The sequence below is a fragment of the Rhodobacter maritimus genome (genome assembly GCF_058747975.1).
This window is the reverse complement of sequence record NZ_CM179095.1, coordinates 2,209,185-2,230,750: the sequence shown is the minus strand read 5'-3', so window position 1 is coordinate 2,230,750 and position 21,566 is coordinate 2,209,185. Positions and strand designations below refer to the sequence as shown.

The 21,566-nt window shown below is 67.2% G+C and carries 15 protein-coding genes; 10 read left to right on the top strand and 5 right to left on the bottom strand.

The genetic code is table 11. The features are described 5' to 3' along the window. Positions 1-75: 75 nt before the first annotated feature. From AC4PTO_RS11410 to rarD, 3 genes are all read left to right on the top strand, one after another. Positions 76-675, top strand: a complete 600-nt coding sequence (locus tag AC4PTO_RS11410) for a superoxide dismutase (protein ID WP_492728567.1) — start codon at positions 76-78, stop codon at positions 673-675. Positions 676-795: 120 nt separating this feature from the next. Further along, the gene (locus AC4PTO_RS11405) at positions 796-1,239 is read left to right on the top strand and encodes a baeRF12 domain-containing protein (protein ID WP_492728565.1); all 444 of its coding nucleotides are present in this window, start codon (positions 796-798) and stop codon (positions 1,237-1,239) included. 97 nt (positions 1,240-1,336) lie between these two features. After that, on the top strand, positions 1,337-2,272 hold the full coding sequence (gene rarD / locus AC4PTO_RS11400) for an EamA family transporter RarD (protein ID WP_492728563.1): 936 nt from the start codon (positions 1,337-1,339) through the stop codon (positions 2,270-2,272). On the opposite strand, the gene AC4PTO_RS11395 is transcribed toward rarD, so the two are convergent. Then, on the bottom strand, positions 2,209-2,766 hold the full coding sequence (locus AC4PTO_RS11395) for an LOG family protein (protein WP_492728561.1): 558 nt from the start codon (positions 2,764-2,766) through the stop codon (positions 2,209-2,211). The two genes, rarD and AC4PTO_RS11395, sit on opposite strands and share 64 nt — an antisense overlap. 125 nt (positions 2,767-2,891) lie before the next feature. On the opposite strand from AC4PTO_RS11395, the gene AC4PTO_RS11390 reads away from it, so the two are divergent. Next, positions 2,892-4,133, top strand: coding sequence for a LysM peptidoglycan-binding domain-containing protein (locus AC4PTO_RS11390; protein WP_492728558.1), 1,242 nt, complete (start codon positions 2,892-2,894; stop codon positions 4,131-4,133). Positions 4,134-4,263: 130 nt separating this feature from the next. After that, positions 4,264-6,099 carry an ABCB family ABC transporter ATP-binding protein/permease gene (locus tag AC4PTO_RS11385; protein WP_492728556.1) on the top strand — a complete coding sequence of 612 codons (1,836 nt, stop codon included), beginning with the start codon at positions 4,264-4,266 and terminating at the stop codon, positions 6,097-6,099. Between the two features lie 20 nt (positions 6,100-6,119). Here AC4PTO_RS11385 and AC4PTO_RS11380 read toward each other — a convergent pair whose 3' ends face one another. Then, positions 6,120-9,671, bottom strand: coding sequence for an efflux RND transporter permease subunit (locus AC4PTO_RS11380; RefSeq protein ID WP_492728554.1), 3,552 nt, complete (start codon positions 9,669-9,671; stop codon positions 6,120-6,122). Further along, positions 9,668-10,750, bottom strand: a complete 1,083-nt coding sequence (locus AC4PTO_RS11375; protein ID WP_492728552.1) for an efflux RND transporter periplasmic adaptor subunit — start codon at positions 10,748-10,750, stop codon at positions 9,668-9,670. The genes AC4PTO_RS11380 and AC4PTO_RS11375 overlap by 4 nt, the downstream gene beginning before the upstream one ends. A 264-nt stretch (positions 10,751-11,014) precedes the next feature. On the opposite strand from AC4PTO_RS11375, the gene AC4PTO_RS11370 reads away from it, so the two are divergent. The 3 genes from AC4PTO_RS11370 to der all read left to right on the top strand — a co-directional run bounded on the left by AC4PTO_RS11370 (position 11,015) and on the right by der (position 14,616). Continuing rightward, complete coding sequence (locus AC4PTO_RS11370; RefSeq protein WP_492728549.1) at positions 11,015-11,674, top strand: hypothetical protein; 660 nt, start codon at positions 11,015-11,017, stop codon at positions 11,672-11,674. 76 nt (positions 11,675-11,750) lie between these two features. Beyond that, positions 11,751-13,067, top strand: coding sequence for an outer membrane protein assembly factor BamB family protein (locus tag AC4PTO_RS11365; RefSeq protein ID WP_492728547.1), 1,317 nt, complete (start codon positions 11,751-11,753; stop codon positions 13,065-13,067). Between the two features lie 49 nt (positions 13,068-13,116). Continuing rightward, complete coding sequence (der, locus tag AC4PTO_RS11360) at positions 13,117-14,616, top strand: ribosome biogenesis GTPase Der (protein ID WP_492728545.1); 1,500 nt, start codon at positions 13,117-13,119, stop codon at positions 14,614-14,616. Between the two features lie 127 nt (positions 14,617-14,743). Here der and serS read toward each other — a convergent pair whose 3' ends face one another. Continuing rightward, positions 14,744-16,033, bottom strand: a complete 1,290-nt coding sequence (gene serS / locus AC4PTO_RS11355; protein WP_492728543.1) for a serine--tRNA ligase — start codon at positions 16,031-16,033, stop codon at positions 14,744-14,746. A 198-nt stretch (positions 16,034-16,231) separates the two neighbouring features. Between serS and AC4PTO_RS11350 the strand changes: the two genes are divergently transcribed. Together AC4PTO_RS11350 and AC4PTO_RS11345 are read left to right on the top strand one after the other, a co-directional pair. Further along, entirely contained in the window at positions 16,232-17,212 is a 981-nt protein-coding gene (locus tag AC4PTO_RS11350) for an efflux RND transporter periplasmic adaptor subunit (RefSeq protein WP_492728541.1), read from the top strand. Further along, the gene (locus AC4PTO_RS11345) at positions 17,202-20,405 is read left to right on the top strand and encodes an efflux RND transporter permease subunit (protein WP_492728539.1); all 3,204 of its coding nucleotides are present in this window, start codon (positions 17,202-17,204) and stop codon (positions 20,403-20,405) included. The genes AC4PTO_RS11350 and AC4PTO_RS11345 overlap by 11 nt, the downstream gene beginning before the upstream one ends. Positions 20,406-20,481: 76 nt before the next feature. Here the strand turns inward: AC4PTO_RS11345 and AC4PTO_RS11340 are convergent, their stop codons facing one another. Next, positions 20,482-21,528, bottom strand: coding sequence for a YeeE/YedE family protein (locus AC4PTO_RS11340; protein WP_492728537.1), 1,047 nt, complete (start codon positions 21,526-21,528; stop codon positions 20,482-20,484). Positions 21,529-21,566: the final 38 nt, after the last annotated feature.

The window sequence follows — 21,566 nt, the reverse complement described above, 5'->3', positions numbered from 1 at the left end:
CTGCCCTTGACCTCGGGAACCCATGGCCTTCTATAGGCGTTGGAACAGGAACTCTTCCGCAGAAGGAACCGAACGATGGCTTTTGAACTTCCCGATCTTCCCTACGCCCATGACGCCCTTGCCGGTCTTGGCATGTCCAGGGAAACGCTGGAATATCACCACGACCTGCACCACAAGGCCTATGTCGACAACGGCAACAAGCTGATCGCCGGGACCGAGTGGGAAGGCAAATCCCTTGAGGATATCGTGCGCGGCACCTATCAGGCCGGCGCCGTGGCGCAGAACGGCATCTTCAACAACGCCTCGCAGCACTGGAACCACATGCAGTTCTGGGAGATGATGGGTCCGAATGGCGACAAGATGCCCGGCGCGCTTGAAGCGGCGATCACCGAAAGCTTCGGCTCGGTCGACAAGTTCAAGGAAGACTTCGCCGCCGCGGGTGCCGGGCAGTTCGGTTCGGGCTGGTGCTGGCTGGTCAAGGACAAGGATGGCAGCCTCAAGGTCACCAAGACCGAAAACGGCGTGAACCCGCTGTGCTTCGGTCAGACCGCGCTTCTGGGCTGCGATGTGTGGGAACATTCCTACTATATCGACTTCCGCAACAAGCGCCCGGCCTACCTGACCAACTTCCTCGAAAAGCTGGTGAACTGGGAAAACGTGGCCTCGCGCCTCTGACCCGTTTCGCGTCGGTGTATCGTTGCAGGGCCCGCCGGATATTCCGGCGGGCCTTTTGAAATCGGGGCGGTGCGATCCTATCTCGGATAGGATCGTGCAACCGAAAGAGGAGGGACGGAGATGTTGCTTGCCAAGGGAACCTGGGTTGTCGTGGCCGATGGCGAAAAGGCTCTGCTGCTGGAGAATACCGGCGGCGCGGCGGCGCCCCGCCTGTCGCTGATCGCCCGCGACGAGGCCGACGAGGTGGTAACGGCGTCTGACCGTCCGGGCCGCATGGCCGACGATGGCCCCGGACAGCGTTCGGCGCTGGAGCAGCCCGATTACGCACGCTTGACGGCCGAGCGGTTCGCTGCGGATCTTGTGCAAACCCTGGCGCGCCGTGCCCGCGCGGGGCGGTTCCAGAAGCTGGTCCTGTGCGCCCCGCCGCAAGTTCTGGGCGCGTTGCGCGACGAGATGGACGATACTCTGCGCGCCTGTGTCGTGGCCGAGATCGACAAGACCCTGACCCGGCATCCCGTGGCAAAGATCGCCACCATCGTCGCGGAGGAAATCGACGCGCTTTAGGCCGCGCGGCCCCCGCCCCGGCGGGGTGCACCCGAAGGCGCTTTCCTTTTGCCCGGTGCTCGGCGATGAAGGGGCGTGAGGGGCCGGAGAAGGCGGGATGACCGAGGCGGCAAAAGGACTTTTGGCGATGGTCTCGGCCTGCGTGGTCTGGGGGCTGTCATCGATCTATTACAAGGCGCTGTCGGACGTGCCGCCGCTTGAGGTGCTGTGCCACCGCACGCTGTGGTCCTTTGTGCTGTTCGGGCTGATCCTTGCCGCGCAGGGGCGGCTCGGCGCGCTTGCCGCGGCCTTCGGCGGGCGCAACGGGCTGGTGCTGGCCTTCTCGGCGGCGGTGGTTTCGGTCAACTGGTTCGTTTTCATCTGGGCGGTGCAATCGGGCCGCGCGACCGAGGCCTCGTTGGGGTATTACGTCTTTCCGCTGGTCGCGGTGGTGATCGGGATGCTGGCCTTCGGCGAAAGGCTGGGCCGGTTGCAGGCCGTGGCCGTGGCATTGGCGGCGGTTGCGGTGGGGGTGCTGTTCTGGGGACTGGGGGCCAAGGTCGGCATCGTGCTGGCCCTTGCCTTCAGCTTCGGGCTTTACGGGCTGGCGAAGAAATACCTTCCCGTCGGGCCGGTCGTGTCGGTCACGGCCGAGGTGGCGATCCTGACGCCGCTGGCGCTGGTCTGCCTTGCGGGGCTGCATGCCGGATGGTGGGGGCCGCAGGGACGGGTGGGGCATTTCGGCCGGGATGCCGCGACAACGGCGATGCTGGTCTTTTCGGGGGTGCTGACCGCCGGGCCGCTGATCCTGTTTTCCTATGCGGCGCGGCGCGTGCGGCTGGCGACGGTGGGGCTGGTGCAATACCTCAACCCGACATTGCAGCTTGTCTGCGCCGTGCTGCTTTTCGCCGAACCGCTGACCCGCTGGCATGTCGCGGCGCTTGGGCTGATCTGGCCCGCGCTGGTGCTTTATTCCTATGCCAGCCTGCGTCAGCCGAAGGCGGTGGAAAGCGCGCTTTCCAACGCACTGACATCGGGCACGACCACCAGGTAATCGCGCAGGCTGGCATCGGCGAAGCCCTCGGCGATGACGTGATCGATAAGGCCCAGCAGAAGATCCCAGTAACCCTCGATGTTCAGAAGGAAAATCGGCTTTTCGTGCAGCCCGATCTGGCGCCAGGTCAGCACTTCGAACAGCTCGTCCAGAGATCCCGCCCCGCCGGGCAGCACCACGATCGCGTCCGAGTTCATATACATGACCTTCTTACGCTCGTGCATGTTCTCGGTGACGATGAAGGTCGACAGGTCGCGCTTGCCGACTTCGCGCTGGAACAGGTGGATCGGGATCACGCCGAAGGTGTCGCCGCCCGCGCCCTGGGCCGCGCGCGCGACCTCACCCATCAGGCCCACATCGCCCGCCCCATAGACCAGCCGCCAGTCACGCGCGGCCAGCATGGCGCCAGTGGCGCGCGCGGCCTCGGTATAAGTGGGGCGCGCGCCGCTGCGCGAGCCACAATAGACACAGACAGAGTTCTGGTGGCGGCTCATGGTTCCTCGCTACTGTGAAAGGGCGTTCTTGAGCGGTGATAGCGGGCTTGCTAAGCTTGCTCAAGCAGCGGGGCGGAAAGACCCCGCCCGAAGGGGCCCGCGGGTGGCCCGGACTGGGGTTGGATATGGACGGCGGCAAGACGGACGAAGGGGCTGCGGCGCGGCCCTTCAGCGGTGCGGCGATCGGCGGGCTGGTAGCGGGGGCGGCGGCGCTGGCGCTGCTGGCATGGTTCGCGCTGGACCGGGAGAACCCGGTTGCGCCGGGCCCGGCGGATGAGGCGGCAGCTCCGCCCGCGGCGCTTGGCGCGCCCGAGATGGCGGCGCCCCAGGCAACCGGCAGCGCCGCGCCCGCCTCGGGTCAGGACGGCGCGCCTATGCCCCCGGTCTTCGACATGTTCCGCGCCACCCCCGACGGGGCGGTGACGGTGGCCGGGCAGGCCGCGCCCGGCGCCACGGTCGAGGTCTTGCTTGACGGCCAGCCCGTAGCCTCTGTGGTGGCGGGGGCGGGCGGCGCCTTCGCGCTTGTCTTCGATGCGCCCCCGGCCGATGCGCCCCGCGCGATGACGCTGCGGACGACCGATGCCAACGGCAGAGCGGTCGAGTCCGACCAGACCCTAGTGATGCGGCCCACGGGAACGGCTAGGGCGGAAACGGCTGGTGCCGAAAGCGCCGATGCCGCCGAGGTCGCCCTGGCCGATCCGGCCCTTGCCGCCCAGCAAAACCCGCCCGGCGCCGGGCAGGCGCCCATGCCGGACACGCAGGCCGCAGCCCCGGGCGATGCCACCGGCGCGGGCGGTATTGCGGCCCCGCCGCCCGTGCTTCTGGCCGATGCCACCGGCGCGCGGCTTCTCGATCCTGGCTCGACGGCCTCGCCGCAGGATCCGATGCGGATCGACACGATCGCCTATGGCAGCGGCGCCGAGGTGACCGTCAGCGGGCGCGGCGGCGTGCCGGGCGGCGCGGTGCGGGCCTATATCGACAACCGTGAGGTGGGTTCTGCCGCCGCCGAAGAGGATGGGCAATGGCGGCTTGTGCTGCGCGATGTCGCTCCGGGCACTTATACGCTGCGGGTTGACGCGCTGGATCCGGACGGAAAGGTCGCGCGCCGCGCCGAAACGCCCTTCCTGCGCGAAACGCCGCAGGCCCTTCTGGCCGCGCAGGCGCCCGCCCCGGCCGATGCGCCCCCCGGCGCCCCCGGTGCCCGGGCCGAGATCCTGACGGTTCAGCCCGGCAACACGCTGTGGGCCATCGCGCGCGAGACCTATGGCGATGGGCTGCTGTATGTGCGTGTCTTCGAGGCAAACCGCGATCAGATCCGCGATCCCGACCTGATCTATCCCGGCCAGGTCTTCGCGCTTCCCGAATAGGGCTGGAACTCTGCATCCTGCGTGATTAGGTTCGCCGAACCGGATCGTTCGTTTTGGCGGGTGCGGGGTGTCTTCGCCCTCGAGGTTCGGCTGAATTCTTCGAAACCGGAAGGCGGGCGAGGCAAGCGGAATGCGCAGGTCTGATATCAGTGCGGACAAATCTAAAGACCTGCGCGAGCGCGGGCGCGGTTGGCGCACGATCCGCCAGGTTGCCCCCTATCTGTGGCCGCAGGACAGATCGCAGTCATGGGTCAAGCACCGGGTCGTGCTGGCGCTTTCGGCGCTTGTCGTGGCCAAGCTGATCTCGGTTGCGACGCCCTTCCTTTACAAGGCCGCCGTCGACAGCCTTGCCGGCGAGGCGCGCGACGACGGCTGGCTTCTGGCGCTTGGGGCGATCGCGCTGACGATCGCCTATGGCGTGGCGCGGATCTCGTCCGTCGGCTTCGGCGAGCTGCGCGACGCGTTGTTCGTGCGCGTGGGGCAGCGCGCCCTGCGCCAGCTTGCGCTGGAGACGTTTACCCATATCCACCGCCTCTCGATGCGCTATCACATCACGCGCAAGACCGGCGGCCTCAGCCGGATCATCGAGCGCGGGGTGAAGGGCGTGGATTTCCTTCTGCGCTTCATGCTGTTCTCGGTCGGGCCGCTGATTCTTGAACTGACGATGGTGGCGCTCCTGTTCGCGGTGCTGTTCGACTGGCGCTATGCCGCGGTGGTGGTGGTCACGATCTGGGCCTATGTAACATGGACCTTCAAGGTGACCGAATGGCGCGTGAAGATCCGCCGCCAGATGAACGAGGCCGATACCGAGGCCAACCAGAAGGCCATAGACAGCCTGCTGAATTTCGAGACGGTCAAGTATTTCGGGGCCGAGGCGCGCGAGGCCGCGCGCTACGATGCCTCGATGGCGGGGTATGAGAAGATGGCCGTGAAAACCGGCCAGAGCCTTGCCGCGCTGAACTTCGGGCAGGCGCTGATCATCACCACGGGCCTTGTCGTCGTGATGGTGATGGCCGCGATCGGCGTGCAGCGCGGCGCCCTGACGGTGGGCGATTTCGTCATGGTGCAGGCCTACATGATCCAGATCACCATGCCGCTCGGTTTTCTGGGAACGGTCTACCGCGAGATCCGCCAGGCGCTGGTGGACATGGGCGAGATGTTCGACCTGCTGCACCAGCCCGCCGAGATCACCGACAAGCCCGGCGCGCCCGCGCTGCGCGTTAATGGCGGCGCGGTCGTCTTCGAGGATGTCCGTTTCGCCTATGATCCCGCGCGCCCGATCCTCAAGGGCATTTCGTTGCGGGTCGAGCCGGGCCAGACCGTGGCGCTTGTGGGTCCGTCGGGCTCGGGAAAATCGACGATCGGGCGGCTGATGTTCCGTTTCTACGATGTCACGGGGGGCGCGCTGCGCATCGACGGGCAGGACGTGCGCGACATCACGCAAGACAGCCTGCACGCCCAGATCGGCGTAGTGCCGCAGGACACGGTCCTGTTCAACGACTCGATCCGCTACAACATCGCCTATGGCCGCCCCGACGCGACCGAGGCCGAGGTCATCGCCGCCGCCAGGGCCGCCAAGATCCATGATTTCGTGATGGCGCTGCCCGAGGGCTATGACACGGCCGTGGGCGAACGCGGGCTGAAGCTGTCGGGCGGTGAAAAGCAGCGCGTGGGCATTGCGCGCACGCTGCTGAAGAACCCGCCGATCCTGCTTCTGGACGAGGCGACCTCGGCGCTCGATACCCAGACCGAGCGCGACATCCAGGACAGCCTGCGCGCGATGGGGCAGGGGCGCACCGTGATCACCATCGCGCACCGCCTGTCGACCATCGCCGATGCCGACCGCATCGTGGTGCTGGAAAAGGGCGAGATCGTTGAGGAAGGCACGCATGAGGCGCTTCTGGCGCGCGGCGGGCGCTATAGCGCGATGTGGGCGCGCCAGTCGGCCGAGGAAGAGGCGGCCTGAGCCGCTCGTCCAAGCCGGGCCTATTCCGCGGCCCGGTTCAGCCCGTGTTCCTCTGCCGGGGGATTGGCGGGGGGCATGTCGTCCCAGACAATCTCGGTATGGCCCATGCGCCGCGCGGCGCGTTCCAGCGCCAGGTCGCGCGCGGCGGTGCTGTCTTTGCCCTGAAGCAGCGCCGACAGTGCCTTGCGGCCGCGATAGGCCCCCGTGCTGAACCAGATGCGTAGCGCCAGAAGCGCGGGGGTGACGATAAGCGTCAGCACCGTTGCCGTTCCAAGACCGAAGACCACCGCGGTGGCGAGCTGCTTCCACCACAGCGCAGTGGGGCTGTTGATCGAATAGCCGCCATTGATGAAATCGAGGCTGAGGCCGAACATCATCGGGGCCAGGCCTGCCATGGTGGTGATCGTGGTCAGCGCGACGGGGCGCAGGCGCTGCTCGGCGGTGCGGATCACGGCCTCGATCGGGGGCATGTAGCGGCGGAACTCCTGGAATGTGTCGATCAGGATGATGTTGTTGTTCACCACGATCCCGGCAAGCGCGACGATCCCCACCCCGGTCATGATGATCGAGAAGGGCTGATCCATTACCAGCATGCCCACCAGCACCCCGGCCGTGGACAGCACCACCGCCAGCAGCACGAGCACCGCGTTGTAGAAGCTGTTGAACTGTGCCAGCAGGATCACGAACATCAGCGCAAGCGCCCCGCCGAAGGCGCTGGTCAGGAAGGCCTGGCTTTCGGCCTGATCGACCATGTCGCCGGTCCATTCCCAGGCCACGCCGGGCGGCAGTTCGGCTTCGGTTTCAAGCCACCCGGTGATGGCCTGAATACGCTCGTTGCCGTTGATCGGCTGGCCCACCTCGTTGCTCAGCCCCGCGATGACATCGGCCTTCACGTCGTAATAGCGGGTCTGGTCCACCCGGTCGATCCGGCCCAGTTTCGGGACCGGCGTGCGGGTGATGAAATTGGCCAGCGGCACAAGCCCCTCGGCGGTGCGCAGCTTCAGCGCATCGAGGGTCGACAGGACGCGGTCTTCGCGCGGCAGGCGCACGCGGATCTCGATCTCTTCGTCCGAGCTGTCGACGCGCATCGTATCGAGAAGGATGCCGCGAGTAACAAGCTGGACCATGCCGCCCACCGTGGCCACATCCGCGCCGAAACGGCCCGCGCGGGTGACATCGACATCGATTTCCCAGTCGATGCCGGGCAGGGGGCGGGTGTCCTCGATCGCGGTGATGCCGCGCATCCCGGCCATCCGGTCCGCGACGATCGTCACCGCCTGATCCAGCGCGGCGAAATCGTCGCCCTTCAGGCGTAGCTGGATCGGCTTGCCCGAGGCGGGCCCGCGCGATTGCGACAGGTATTCCGCGCGGATGCCGGGAATACCGGCCAGCCGCGCCATGATGCCATCCATCACCACGTCGCCATCCAGCGCGGGATCGTCCTTGCGCTGGACCCAGGGCAGCATCTCGACCTGGATCTGGCCGATCGTGTCGCGGGGCGCGATGGCGCCGCCGGTGTTCTGGTTCAGCCCGCCTTCGCCGGCAAAGGCGAAGACCGCCGCGACCCCCGGCGTGCCAAGGACATGGGCCTCGGCCGCACGCATGATCGCATCCTTCTCGCTCAGGCCCAGATTGCCGCGCGCGCGGACATAGATGATCGCCTGCTCGGTCTCGGATTCCACGAAGAACTCGGTGCCGTTGTTGTTGCGCCCGTAATAGCCGAAGACCGCGACGACGATGCCCAGCACCACCGCCACCGTGACCAGCGGCATCACCGGGTTTCCCGCGATAAGCGCGGTGAAACGGCCGAAGGGGCGGCGGCGATAGCCCGGCGCGATCGGTTTGGGTGCGCGCCGCGGCCGGATCGCGGTCAGCGTGACCGAGGCCGCCATCGTGCCCAGAAGGAACAGCACCGCCCCCGGAACCGCAGCAAGGAAAGCCCCCGAGGGCATGCGCCTGCCCGACAGATAGCCGGGGTTGAGCATCAGCATCGCGCCAAGGAACACCGCCCCCACCGCGATCAGCGCAAGCGCCGCGCGCAGCCACCAGGGGTAGGGCAGAAGCACAGCTGCGCCACGTTCGAACAGGCGGCTCAGACGGCCCGCGACACCGCCCACCACCGGCACATAGATCAGTGCCACCACAAGGCTTGCCGAAAGAACGAAGATGATGGTGATCGGCAGCATCCCCATGAACTCGCCCGGCACGCCCGGCCAGAACAGCATCGGCAGAAAGGCACACAGCGTGGTGGCTGTGGAGGAGACAACCGGCCAGAACATGCGCTTGGCGGCCTCGGTATAGGCGCGCATCGGGCCTTGGCCCTGGCGGATCCGCATGTCGGCATATTCCACGATGACGATGGCGCCATCGACCAGCATCCCCACCGCAAGGATCAGCCCGAACATCACGATGTTCGATACCGCCACCCCCATCGCACCAAGCAGAAGGAAGGTCAGCAGGAACGAGGTCGGGATCGAAAAGCCCACCAGCAGGGCCGAGCGCGTGCCAAGCGTTGCCAGCACTACGATCATCACCAGCGCGATCGCCGTCAGGACCGAGCCTTCAAGCTGGCTGACCATCGAGCCGACGGTGATCGACTGGTCGAGCGAGATCCCCACGTCGACGGCCTTTTGCAGCTCGGGGGGCCAGGCGGCTTCGGCGGCCTCGACGGCGCGGCGCACCTCGTCGACGGTGTTGATGATGTTGAACCCCTTGCGCTTGACCACTTGCAGCGCGACCGTGCGCTCTCCGTTGAAGCGCGCGGTGCCGGTGCGGTCCTCGAAGGTCAGGCGGATTTCGGCCAGATCGCCTAGCGTGACCACACGCTCGCCGTTCTTCTTGACGGGCAGGGCATAGACATCCTGCGGGCTGTCGAACGACGACGGGATCTTGACCGAGAAGGCGCCGCCCTCGGTCTCGACCTCGCCCGCGGCGATCAGCTGGTTGTTCATCCGCACGACATTGATCAGCTCGGGCGCGGTGACGTTGTAGGCTTCCAGGCGCAAGGGGTCGATCACCACCTCGAGCATCTCGTCGCGGTGTCCGGCCAGCGTCGCTTCAAGCACCGGGTCCAGCCCTTCAAGCCTGTCCTGTAATTCGGTGGCCAGCCGCAGCAGCGTGCGTTCGGGCGCCGCGCCCGACAGCGTGACCACCGCAATGGGGAATTCCGAAAAGTTGATTTCGTTGATCGTGTATTTCTCGGCGCCGGAGGGGAACTTGCCCTCGGCGGTGTTCATCGCGTCGCGCACATCGGCGATGATCTTGGTCTTGTCCCAGCCGAATTCGAATTCCAGCATCACGCCGGCATAGTTCTCAAGCGCGGTGCCCGACATCTTCTTCAGGCCGTCCAGATCGGCCAGTTCGGTCTCCATCGTCTTGACCAGCAGCTTTTCGCTGTCGGCGGCCGAGATGCCGGGGAAGGGGACCGAGACGAACAGGGTGGGGATCTCGATATCGGGTTCGCCCTCCTTGGGCAGGCCGATATAGGCAAACAGCCCCGCGACGATCGTCATCACCACGAAGGCCAGCACCATGCGCGCGCGGGCCGCGGCCCAGTCGATGATGGCAGTCATTGCAGCGGCCCCGCCTCGTGCACCTCAAGCAGTGTGCCCTCGGTGACGTATTCCTGGCCCAGGACGATGACCTGTGCCGTCTCGGGAAGGCCCGCCAGCCAGACCCCGTCGGGCGCGTCGCGCAAAAGGCTGACGGGGTGGAAGGCGGCGCGCCCCGCGTCCACGATGCGCACCCCAAGGCGGCCCGCGTCGTCCAGCGTCAGCGCCGAGGCGGGCAGGAAATGGGCCTGGGTGCCCTCGGCCGCGACGATCATCTCGACGGTCTGGCCCTCGCGGATCGACAGGTCCGCGTTGGGCACTTCGGCCTCGATGCGGAAGGTGCGGGTGGCCGGATCGGCGGCGCGCGACAGGAAGGTGACGCGGCCCATAACCTCGCGCCCGGTGGCAAGCCGGGCGCCGACCTCGGCCCCTTCGCGCACTTGGTCGACCTCGGTTTCGGGCACGAAACCCACAAGCTTGACCGGGTCGAGCGCGATCACCGTGGCGCATGCGCCGCCCGCGGCCAGAAGCGCGCCCAGCTCGGCCGTGTCGGATTCCAGAAGGCCGGCGAAGGGCGCGGTGATGGTCAGCCGCTCGATCTCCTTGCGGGCGGCCTGAACGCCGGCCTCTGCCGCCTGAAGGGCCGCGCGCGCCGCCGCCGTGGCGGTTTCCGAGCGGAACCCGCCTTCTTGCAGTTTCTCGGCGGCATTGGCCGAAAGCAACGCTTCGGCAAGGCGCGCCTCGGCCTCGGCGAGGGTGGCGGCCCGGGTGCCGGGATCAAGCCGGCACAGCACGTCGCCGGCCGCGACCAGCGCGCCCCTCCGCAGCGGTTCGGAGATGACCGGCGCGGTGGTCTCGGCCCGCACTTCGACGCGCCGCGCGGCCTCGGTCTGGCCGCGCGTCAGCACGCCCTGGCCCACCTCTTGCGCGCGCGAATTGATGACCTGCACCGATACCGCCTCTGGCGGTGCTGCGGGCTGGGCGGGGATCGCGTCCTCGGCATCGCGGGCCGCGAAGGCCAGCAGGCGGTCGCGCTCGAACACCAGTAGGTAAAGTGCGGCGCTGACAAGGACAGCGTTGACGATGGGAACGACGCGCATTGCAGACCCCTTGCCCGGCAACAGGGCGATCAGTGTAATAAACAGCCGGGCGGATTGCCCGCGAAACCCGAACCCAGCATCCCTTTTACTGCGCCATAGCGGCGAAGCGGCAGGGTCTGAACCAGACGGTTCACATTAGGGCCGACGGCGCCGCGCCTCAAGACAAAACCCGCTTAGACCGGGTTGTGGTGCGCGACCTTGGTGCCCGCCCTTGGCAAGGCGGGGGGCAAGCGTGTAAGACAGGCTCGAAAAGCATGAGAGGGCATGAGCTTGAGCGATACCGACAGCTTCATCGACGAGGTTACCGAAGAGGTGCGCCGCGACCGGCTGTTTGCGTTGATGCGCAAATATGGCTGGATCGGCGTCGTGGCGGTTCTGGGCATCGTCGGGGGTGCTGCCTACAACGAATGGCAGAAGGCGCGCGCCGAGGCCGAGGCACAGGCCTTCGGGGATTCGGTCATGTCCGCGATGGAGGCCGAGGACCGCGCCGCCGCGCTTGCGGCGGTTTCGGCCGATGGCGCGCGGGCGGGCGTTCTGGCGCTGATCGCGGCGGCCGAGACCGAGGCGACGGATGCCGAAGGGCGCGCGGCGGCACTGGAGAAGCTGTCTGCGGTGGCTTCGGACACAGAGGTGCCGCAAAGCCTGCGCGATCTGGCGCGGCTCAAATCCGTGATCGTGGGGGGGGCGGCGATGGACGCCGCCACGCGCGATGCCTCGCTTGCTACGCTGGCCGCGCCCGGCGCGCCCTACCGCCTTCTGGCGATGGAGCAGCAAGCATTGGTCCATGTCGCCGAAGGGCGGACCGACGCGGCCGTGGACCTTCTGCGCCAGATCCTGTCCGAGGCCGGGCTGACGGCGGGCTTGCAACAGCGGGCGAGTGAGTTGATTGTGGCGCTTGGGGCCGATCCCGCCGCGCAGAACTGACGGACGGCGCGCGGGCAAGTGTGGCGGCCGTAACGGCAACAGGTCGGAATGACCGTAGGAACAGGGGGCAAGAGCGGTGAGGCTTTCCCAAGGGATCGCGGTATTGGCCGCAGCTGCGGCACTTCAGGCCTGTGCGCCGAAAGAGCTGATACTCGAAGGCGACCGGCTTGATCCGCGCGACGTGCTGCAAGGTGCAGAGGCGGCCCCGCTGACCGGCGCGGTGGCGGTTCCGATCAACCTTCCGGCCAGCCGGGCCAATGCGGAATGGACACATCGGGGCGGCCTGCCCACGCATGCGCTGTTCAATGCCGCGATCGGGCAGGGCACGACGCGGGTCTGGTCGGCCGATGTAGGGCAGGGCGCGGGGCGCAAGCACCGCATCACCGCCGATCCGGTGGTCGGGGCGGGGCGCGTCTACACGATGGACAGCCGCGCAACGGTCGTGGCGACGGGCACCAATGGCGCCACGCTGTGGAGCGCGGACCTGACGCCGCCCTCGGACCGTGCCGACGACGCCTCGGGCGGCGGGATCGCCTATGCCGACGGCCGGGTCTATGTGACCACCGGGTTCGGCGAGCTGATCGCGCTGGATGCGGCCACGGGTGCGGTCGCCTGGCGGCAGCGCTTCGACGTGGCCGTGGGCGGTGCGCCGACGGTTTCGGGCGGGATCGTCTATGTCGTGGCGCGCGACAGCTCGGCCTGGGCGGTGCGCGCAAGCGACGGCAAGGTGCAATGGCAACTGCCGGGCACGCCCTCGCCTACGGGCGTGACGGGGGTCTCGGCGCCGGCGGTCAATGACCGGCTGGTGGTCTTTCCCTTCCCCTCGGGCGACATGATCGCCGCGCTGCGCCAGGGCGGGCTGACCCTGTGGCAGGGACGGGTCGCAGGCACGCGCCTTGGCCGCGCCTATGCCACGGTGGTGGACCTGACGGGCGATCCGGTGATCGCGGGCGATACGCTTTATGCCGGATCTTCGGCGGGCAAGCTCGTGGCGCTTGGGGTCAATTCGGGCGAGCGGCTCTGGACCGCGACGGAAGGGGCCAATTCGCCGGTGCAGGTTGCCGGCGGCTCGGTTTTCCTCGTCTCGGACGAGGCGCAGCTGGTGCGCCTTGACGCAGAGACCGGCGGCACGATCTGGGCGGTCGATCTGCCCTATTTCGTCAAGGACAAGCCCAAGCGCCAGAAGGCGATCCATGCCAATTACGGCCCGGTCCTGGCCGGGGGGCGGCTGTTCGTCGCCTCGTCCGACGGGCTTTTGCGGGTGTTTGACCCGGCCTCCGGCGCGCTGGTCGGCCAGGCCGAGATTCCGGGCGGCGCGGCCTCTGCCCCGGTGGTCGCGGGCGGCACGCTTTATGTCGTCGGCACCAACGGGCAGCTTCACGCTTTCCGTTGACGCCAAAGCGGTGTAAAGGGGCCGCTTGTCTCTGCCCAAGGAGGGCGTCATGAGCTTTACGCTGGCCATTGTCGGCCGCCCCAACGTGGGCAAGTCCACGCTGTTCAACCGCCTCGTCGGCAAGCGCCTTGCGCTGGTCGACAACACCCCCGGCGTCACGCGTGACCTGCGTGAGGGCGAGGCACGCCTGGGCGACCTGCGCTTCGTGGTGATCGACTCGGCCGGGCTGGAACTGGCCGAGGATGACAGCCTGCAGGGCCGCATGCGCCGCCTGACCGAACGCGCCGTGGAAGAGGCCGACATCTGCCTCTTCGTGATCGACGCGCGCGCCGGCGTCACCCCCGCGGACGAGATTTTCGCCGATATCCTGCGGCGCAAGAACGCCCATGTGATCCTGGCCGCCAACAAGGCCGAAGGCCATGCCGGCGATGCCGGCGCGACCGAGGGCTGGAGCCTTGGCCTGGGCGAACCGCTGAAGCTTTCGGCCGAGCATGGCGAGGGCTTCGACGATCTCTATGCCATGCTGCGCCCGCTGGCCGATGCGTTCGAGGCCCGCCACGCCGCCGACGCCCCCGAGACCGATGTCGATATCGAGGAGGGCTCGGAAGACGAGGGGGTCTATCAGCCCCCGACGAAGACAAAGCCCCTCCAGCTTGCCGTGATCGGGCGCCCCAATGCCGGAAAGTCCACGCTGATCAACAAGATCATCGGCGAGGACCGCCTGCTGACCGGGCCCGAGGCGGGGATCACGCGCGACGCGATCTCGGTCACGACCGAATATATGGGCACGCCGATGCGGATCTGGGACACCGCGGGCATGCGCAAGCGCGCCAAGGTCGCCGACAAGCTCGAGAAGCTCTCGGTGGCCGACGGGCTGCGCGCGGTGCGCTTTGCCGAGGTGGTGGTGGTGCTTCTCGACGTGGACATCCCCTTCGAGCAGCAGGACCTGCGCATCGCCGATTTCGCCGAAACCGAGGGCCGCGCGGTCGTGGTGGCGGCGAACAAATGGGATCTGGAAGAGGACAAGCCCGCAAAGCTGAAAGAGCTGCGCGAGGCGTTCGAACGCCTCTTGCCGCAGCTGCGTGGCGCGCCCCTCGTGACCGTTTCGGCCAAAACGGGCAAGGGGCTTGACCGGCTGCATGCCGCCATCCTGAAGGCGCATCAGGTCTGGAACCGGCGCGTGCCGACCGCCAAGCTGAACCAGTGGCTTGGCGCGATGACCGAGGCGCACCCCCCGCCCGCCCCCGGCGGACGCCGGATCAAGCTGCGCTACATGACCCAGGTGAAAACCCGCCCGCCGGGTTTCGTGGTGATGGCCACGCATGTCGACAAGCTGCCCGAAAGCTATGCGCGCTATCTGATCAACGGCTTGCGCGAATCCTTCGACATGCCGGGCACGCCGATCCGCCTGACATTCCGCGACCAGGGGGCAAAGAACCCCTACAAGGACCGCAAGAAATCGATCCCGTCGCGCCTCAAGAAGCATGTCGACGCGAAAAAGCACGAGGACCGAAAGTCGCGCGGGCTGTCGAGCAAGCCGAAAGGCTGATTTCACCTTTGTGAAAATATCCCCGCCGGAGGCTTCGACGCCGAGGCCGGAAGCCTCCGGCGGGGATATTTGTTTCTCTGAAGAAGCAGGCGCGCGAAAGGGCCGGCCATCCGCGCGCCGGATTTCGTCAGACCAGCCGGTTCTCCACCAGCCGCGTCTTGCCGCCCAGATAGGGGTGCAGGGCCGCGGGCAGCGTGACCGAGCCATCGGCCTCCTGGCCGTTTTCCAGCACCGCAATCAGGCAGCGCCCCACCGCCAGGCCCGAGCCGTTCAGCGTGGCGACGAATTCCGGCTTGCCGCCCGTGGCGGGTTTGTAGCGGGCGTTCATGCGCCGCGCCTGGAAGGTGCCGCAGGTCGAGACCGACGAGATCTCGCGGTAGGTGTTCTGGCCCGGCAGCCAGACTTCGAGGTCATGGGTCTTCTGCGATCCGAAGCCCATGTCGCCCGTGCAAAGGACGATGCGCCGGTAGGGCAGTTCCAGCCGTTCGAGCACGGTTTCGGCGCAGCGCGTCATGCGTTCGTGTTCGGTAAGGGCCTCTTCCGGGCGGCAGATCGTCACCATCTCGACCTTCTCGAACTGGTGCTGGCGCAGCATGCCGGTGGTGTCCTTGCCGGCCGAGCCCGCCTCGGAGCGGAAGCACTGGGTATGCGCGCAATAGCGCCGGGGCAGGTAGCTGTCCTCGACGATGCAGCCCGCGACGATATTGGTCAGCGTCACCTCGGCCGTCGGGATCAGCCACCAGCCATTGGTCGTCTGGTAGCTGTCTTCGGCGAATTTGGGCAGGTTGCCGGTGCCGATCATCGCCTCGTCCCGCACAAGGACGGGGGTGATGGTTTCGATCAGGTCGTGTTCGCCGGTGTGCAGGTCGAGCATGAATTGCGCAAGCGCCCGGTGCAGCCGTGCGACCCCCCCGGACATCAGCACGAAGCGCGCGCCCGACAGTTTCGCGGCGGTTTCGAAATCCATCCCGCCCTGCACCGCGGGCAGCTGGAAATGTTCGAGCGCGTCGAAGCCAAGGGTGCGGGGCGTGCCGTGGCGGCGGATTTCGACATTGTCGCCCTCGTCCGCACCCTCGGGCACTTCGTCGAGCGGCAGGTTCGGGATGCGCAGCAGGATGTCGCGCAGTTCCGCGTCTTTCGCGCCGGCTTCGGCGGTCATCGCGGCGACCTCGGTCTTCTTTTCGGCCACGAGGGCGCGCAGGCGTTCGAACTCGGCGTCATCGCCTCGCGCCTTGGCCGCGCCGACCTCTTTCGAGGCGGCGTTCTGCGCGGCCTGGGCGGTTTCCGCTGCAAGGATCGCTGCGCGGCGGGCTTCGTCGAGGGCAAGGATCCCGGACGACATCGGTGCAAGACCCCGGCGGCCGAGGGCGGCGTCGAAGGCGGCGGGGTTTTCGCGGATGGCGCGGATGTCGTGCATGGTGTCACCTCTTGTTCCTGCGCTCAGCGTTTAGCGCATTGGTGTGTGGCGTGAAAGGCCCGCAAGAAGAGGGATGATCGAGATCATTGCATCCATCCTTGCGAAGGGGTTGATTTGTGGTGTAACAGTCTCATATTCAAAAACCGGAATGTTATATGGTCCGCAGCGGACCGGCCACCCGGACGGAGGGACAAACCGATGAGATCCGTGTTTCTGCCGCTTGCGCTTTGCGCGCTTTGCCTGCCGATGATGGCGCGGGCCGAGGGAAGCCTGCTGGTGACCCCGGTGGAGGTGACGGACTGGAAGGCCGTCTATGGCCGGGTCGAGGCGAAGGATACGATCCCCGCGCGCGCGCGGCTGGGGGGCACGCTGGTCGGGCTGGAGGTGGTCGAGGGCGATCACGTTCAGGCCGGGCAGGTGCTTGGGCGGATCGTGGACGAGAAGCTCGATTTCCAGATCGGCGCGATCGACGCGCAGCTTCAGGCGCTTGGTGCGCAGCTGGAGAATGCCGAGGCCGAGCTGAAGCGGGGCGAAGAGCTGTTGTCGCGCGGCGTGACGACCGCGCAGCGGCTGGATGCGCTGCGCACGCAGGTCGATGTGGTCAAGGGCCAGATCGAGGCGCAGCGCGCGCAGCGGCAGGTGATCGAGCAGCAGGCGGCCGAGGGCAGGGTTCTGGCGCCGATCTCGGGGCGGGTTCTGGATGTGCCGGTTGCGGTGGGGGCCGTCGTGATGCCGGGCGAGGTGGTCGCAACGATCGGCGGTGGCGGCGTGTTCCTGCGCCTTGCCGTGCCCGAACGCCATGCGGGCCAGATGCGCGAAGGGGACGAGATCGCGATCGAGACCGAGGGCGGCGCCGCGAAGGGCACGCTTGCCAAGGTCTATCCGCAGATCGAGAACGGGCGTGTCGTGGCCGATGTCGAGGTGTCGGGGCTGGACGATGCCTTTGTCGATGCGCGCGTGCTGGTGCGTCTGCCGCTTGGCCGGCGCGCGGCGATCCTGGTGCCCGCCGCCCTGTTGCAGACCCGTTCGGGCCTCGATTTCCTGTGGATCGAGCGGGATGGAACGCGGATGGAGCGGGCCGTGGTTCCGGGCGCGCGCAGCATGGTCGACGGCGTCGAGATGGTCGAGATCGTGACCGGCCTGCATGGCGGCGAAACGGTGGTCTCACATGAGCAGTGACCAGCAGGGCGATGAAATGGCACAGGAAAACCTTGGTATCGCCGGGCGGCTGACGCGCGGGTTCATCGCCTCGGCCCTGACGCCGCTGATGATCCTCGCGGCGCTTGCCGTCGGGCTTGTGGCGCTCGTCAGCCTCCCGCGTGAGGAAGAGCCGCAGATTTCGGTGCCGATGGTCGACATCCATATCCAGGCGCCGGGCCTGAAGGCCGAGGATGCGGTGAAGCTGGTGACCGAGCCGATGGAGACCATCGTCAAGGGCATCAACGAGGTCGAGCACGTCTATTCCCAGACCTTCGACGATTACGCGCTGGTGATGGCGCGTTTCGTGGTGGGCACCTCGTCCGACGCGGCGATCCTGCGCGTGCATGAGAAGGTGCGCGCCAATTTCGACCGCATGCCCGTGGGCATCGCCGAGCCGATGATCGTGGGGCGCGGCATCGACGATGTGGCCATCGTATCGCTGACCCTGTCGGGCGCGGGTGTCGCGGCCAACGAACTGACCCGCATCGCCCGCGAATTGCAGGCCGAGGTCACCAAGATCGAGGATGTCGGCCTGACCTATATCGTGGGCGATGCGACCGAGGCGATCCGCATCGCGCCGAACCCCGAAAAGCTTGCGCTTTACGGCATCACGCTTCAGCAGCTTGCCTACAAGGTGCAGCAGGCGAACCGGACCTTCTCGACCGGCAAGCTGCGCGACGGGGGCGAGCAGATCGGCCTTGTGGCAGGGCAGACGCTGACCGCGCCTTCCGAGGTGGCGGGGCTTTTGATGACGGCGCGCGACGGCCGGCCCGTCTATGTGGCCGATGTGGCCGATGTCAGCTATGTGCCCGACACCACAGATCACATCGTGGCCAATGTGACGCGCGGCCCCGAGGGGTTGGTGCGGGCGCCTGCGGTGACGCTTGCGGTGGCCAAGCGGGCCGGCGCGAACGCCGTTGTCGTGGCCGAACAGATCCTGCACCGCGTCGAAGAGCTGAAGGGCCATCTGATCCCCGAAGGCATCGAGGTTCAGGTCACGCGCGATTATGGCGAGACCGCGAACGAGAAGGCCAACGAGTTGCTGTTCCACCTTGGCCTTGCCACGGTGTCGATCATCGCGCTGGTGCTGTTTGCCATCGGCTGGCGTGAGTCGATCGTGGTGGCCATCGTCATTCCGGTCACGATCCTTCTGACGCTGTTTGCGGCTTGGGTCATGGGCTACACGCTGAACCGGGTCAGCCTGTTCGCGCTGATCTTCTCGATCGGGATTCTGGTCGACGATGCCATCGTGGTGATCGAGAACATCGCCCGTCACTGGGGGCTGAAAACCCCCGGAACCCGGATGCAGAAGGCGATTGCCGCCGTGGCCGAGGTGGGCAACCCCACCATCGTGGCCACGCTGACCGTGGTGGCGGCGCTGTTGCCGATGCTGTTCGTCTCGGGGCTGATGGGGCCCTACATGTCGCCGATTCCGGCCAATGCCTCGGCCGCGATGATCTTTTCGTTCTTCGTCGCGGTGATCATCACGCCCTGGCTGATGGTGAAGATCGCGGGCAACGCGCCGCTGCATCACGACGCGGGCCATCACGGCGGCAGGCTGGGCGCGATCTATGAGCGGGTCGCGCGCCGGGTGCTGGCCAGCAAGGGATCGGCCTGGGCCTTCCTGATCGCCACGATTGTCCTGTCCTTCGGCTCGCTCGGCCTGCTTTACACCAAGGACGTGACGGTCAAGCTTTTGCCTTTCGACAACAAGTCCGAACTGTCGGTGGTGCTGGACCTGCCCGAAGGGGCCAGCGTGGAGGATACCGATGCCGTGGCCCAGCTGGTGGCCGGGGCCGTCACCGAACTGCCCGAGGTGGTCAGCGTGCAAACCCATGCCGGGGCGGCGGCACCGTTCAATTTCAACGGGCTCGTGCGGCACTATTACCTGCGGGCAGAGCCGCATCAGGGCGATGTGCAGATCAACCTGACCTCGAAAGAGGCGCGCGACCGTTCCAGCCATGAAATCGCGCTGGATGTGCGCGCGCGCGTGCTGGCGCTACCGGTGCCCGAAGGCACCAGCCTCAAGACGGTGGAGCCGCCTCCGGGGCCGCCGGTGATCGCAACGCTATTGGCCGAGGTCTATGGCCCCGATGCCGAAACGCGCCGCCGTGCGGCCACGCAGATCCGCAAGGCCTTTGAAAGCGTGCCCTTCATCGTGGATGTGGACGACAGCTTCGGCACGCAGGCGCGGCGGTTGCGCGCCACGGTGAATGCCGACGATATCGAGTTCTTCGAGGTGCAGGAAAGCGATGTCTTCGACACGCTTGCGCTGCTGAACGGCGCGACCACGGTGGGTTATTCGCATCGCGGCGGCGGCCGTGCGCCGCTGCCCATCGTCATGGAGCGCCCGCTGGGTGCGCGCGTGATGGACGAGGCGACCCTGTCCACCCCGATCCCGCAGAACCTGCTTCCCGGTGCGCGTGGGGTGGTCGAACTGGGCGATGTCGTCTCGGTCGATGAAGAGCGTGCCTCTTACGCGATCTTCCGTCATAATGGCCGCGCGGCCGAAATGGTGCAGGCCGAACTGGCCGGCAGTTTCGAGGCGCCGCTTTACGGCATGATCGCCGTGTCGGATGCGCTGGAGGCGATGGACTGGCCCAAAGGCGAAAAGCCCGTGATCCGCCTGCACGGCCAGCCCGAGGACGAAAGCCACGTCACCCTGCTTTGGGATGGCGAGTGGGAGGTGACCTGGGTGACCTTCCGCGATATGGGCGCGGCCTTTGCGGTGGCGCTTCTGGGCATCTACATCCTTGTGGTCGCGCAGTTCGGCAGCTTCAAGCTGCCGCTGGTGATCCTGACGCCGATTCCACTGACTTTCCTGGGGATCATGCTGGGGCACTGGCTTTTCGCCGCGCCATTCTCGGCCACCTCGATGATCGGATTCATAGCGCTTGCCGGGATCATCGTGCGCAACTCGATCCTGCTGGTGGATTTCATTCGCCATGCCGACAGCACGGGAAAGACCAAGCTCGACATCCTGATCGAGGCGGGGGCGATCCGCTTCAAGCCGATCCTGCTGACCGCGATCGCGGCGATGATCGGCGCAGTGGTGATCCTGGCCGACCCGATCTTTCAGGGGCTGGCGATCTCGCTTCTGTTCGGGCTGCTCAGTTCGACCCTGCTGACGGTGCTGGTGATCCCCGCGATCTATCGCGTGTTCCGCACCTGAGCCGGGGCCATGGGACTACGAGGACCGCGCAACTCCGGTTGCGCGGCCTGTTCCGTCCCGCGGTGCGGGGCAGGGATCATTCGGGCTGGAAGCCGCCGATCAGGTGGCGCAGCCCGACAAGCCCCCCTACGACGATGGCGCCAAGCGTGACGGGCGCCGAGAAGGCCAGAACCGACATGGCCGACACGCCCTGGCCGATCGAGCAACCGATCGCCACGGTGCCACCGATCCCCATCATCGCCGCGCCCGAGACCTGGCGGCCAAGTTCGCGCGGGTCTTCGCAGGCTTCCCAGCGGAACATCCCGCGCAGCAGCGAACCCGAGAACGCCCCCGCCAAAACCCCCGCTACCAGCCCGACCGAGAAGGTGATGCCGCCTGCGGTCGAGGTCATGAAATACAGGATCGTGCGGCCAAGCGGGGCGGTGAAGGACGGTGCCTCGACCCCGACGGCACCAAGGGATTCGCGGTAGACCGCCGTCGTGCCGACAAGGCAGAACACGATGGCCAGCCCCGCCGCCACGCCCCACAGGATACGGCGCGGATCGCGCCGAAGCGGGGCATGGACCAGCGCCCACACCATCAGCGCGGCGGCGACGGGCAGGGCGAAGGTGATCGGCGCAAGGCCCGTCTGCGCGGCCAGCCAATGCGCGATGCCTTGCGGTTCGGGCGTCTCGATCTGTTCGAAGAGAAGCGTGCGCAGCGGGCCAAGGGGGCCCGACAGCGTGACGAAGGCGAAGATGCCCATCACCACCACGACCACAAGGCTGCGCAGATCTCCGCCGCCAAAACGCACCAGCGCCCCGAAGCCGCAATTCCCCGCCATCGCCATGCCGTAGCCGAACAGCAGCCCGCCGAAGATCGAGGCCAGCGGATTCCATTCCAGCGTCAGATAGAAGGTGGCCCCCAGATCGGCAAAGCCCAGCATCTCGGCCAGGAAGGCGCCGGCGATGGCCACACCCAGAACCACGCCCCAAAGCCGCAGCCGCCGCTGGTCGGCGCCGTAGGCCGCGCTTTCCAGCGCGCCGAGCGTGCAGAAATCCCCCAGCCGCGCGGCCAACCCCAGCACAAGCCCGCCGCCAAGGCCGACAAGCGCCGAAAGTGCCTCCATCGGGATGCTGTCCATCCGTCCCTCTCCTCCCCGTGGCCGGAAACCGGCCGCCT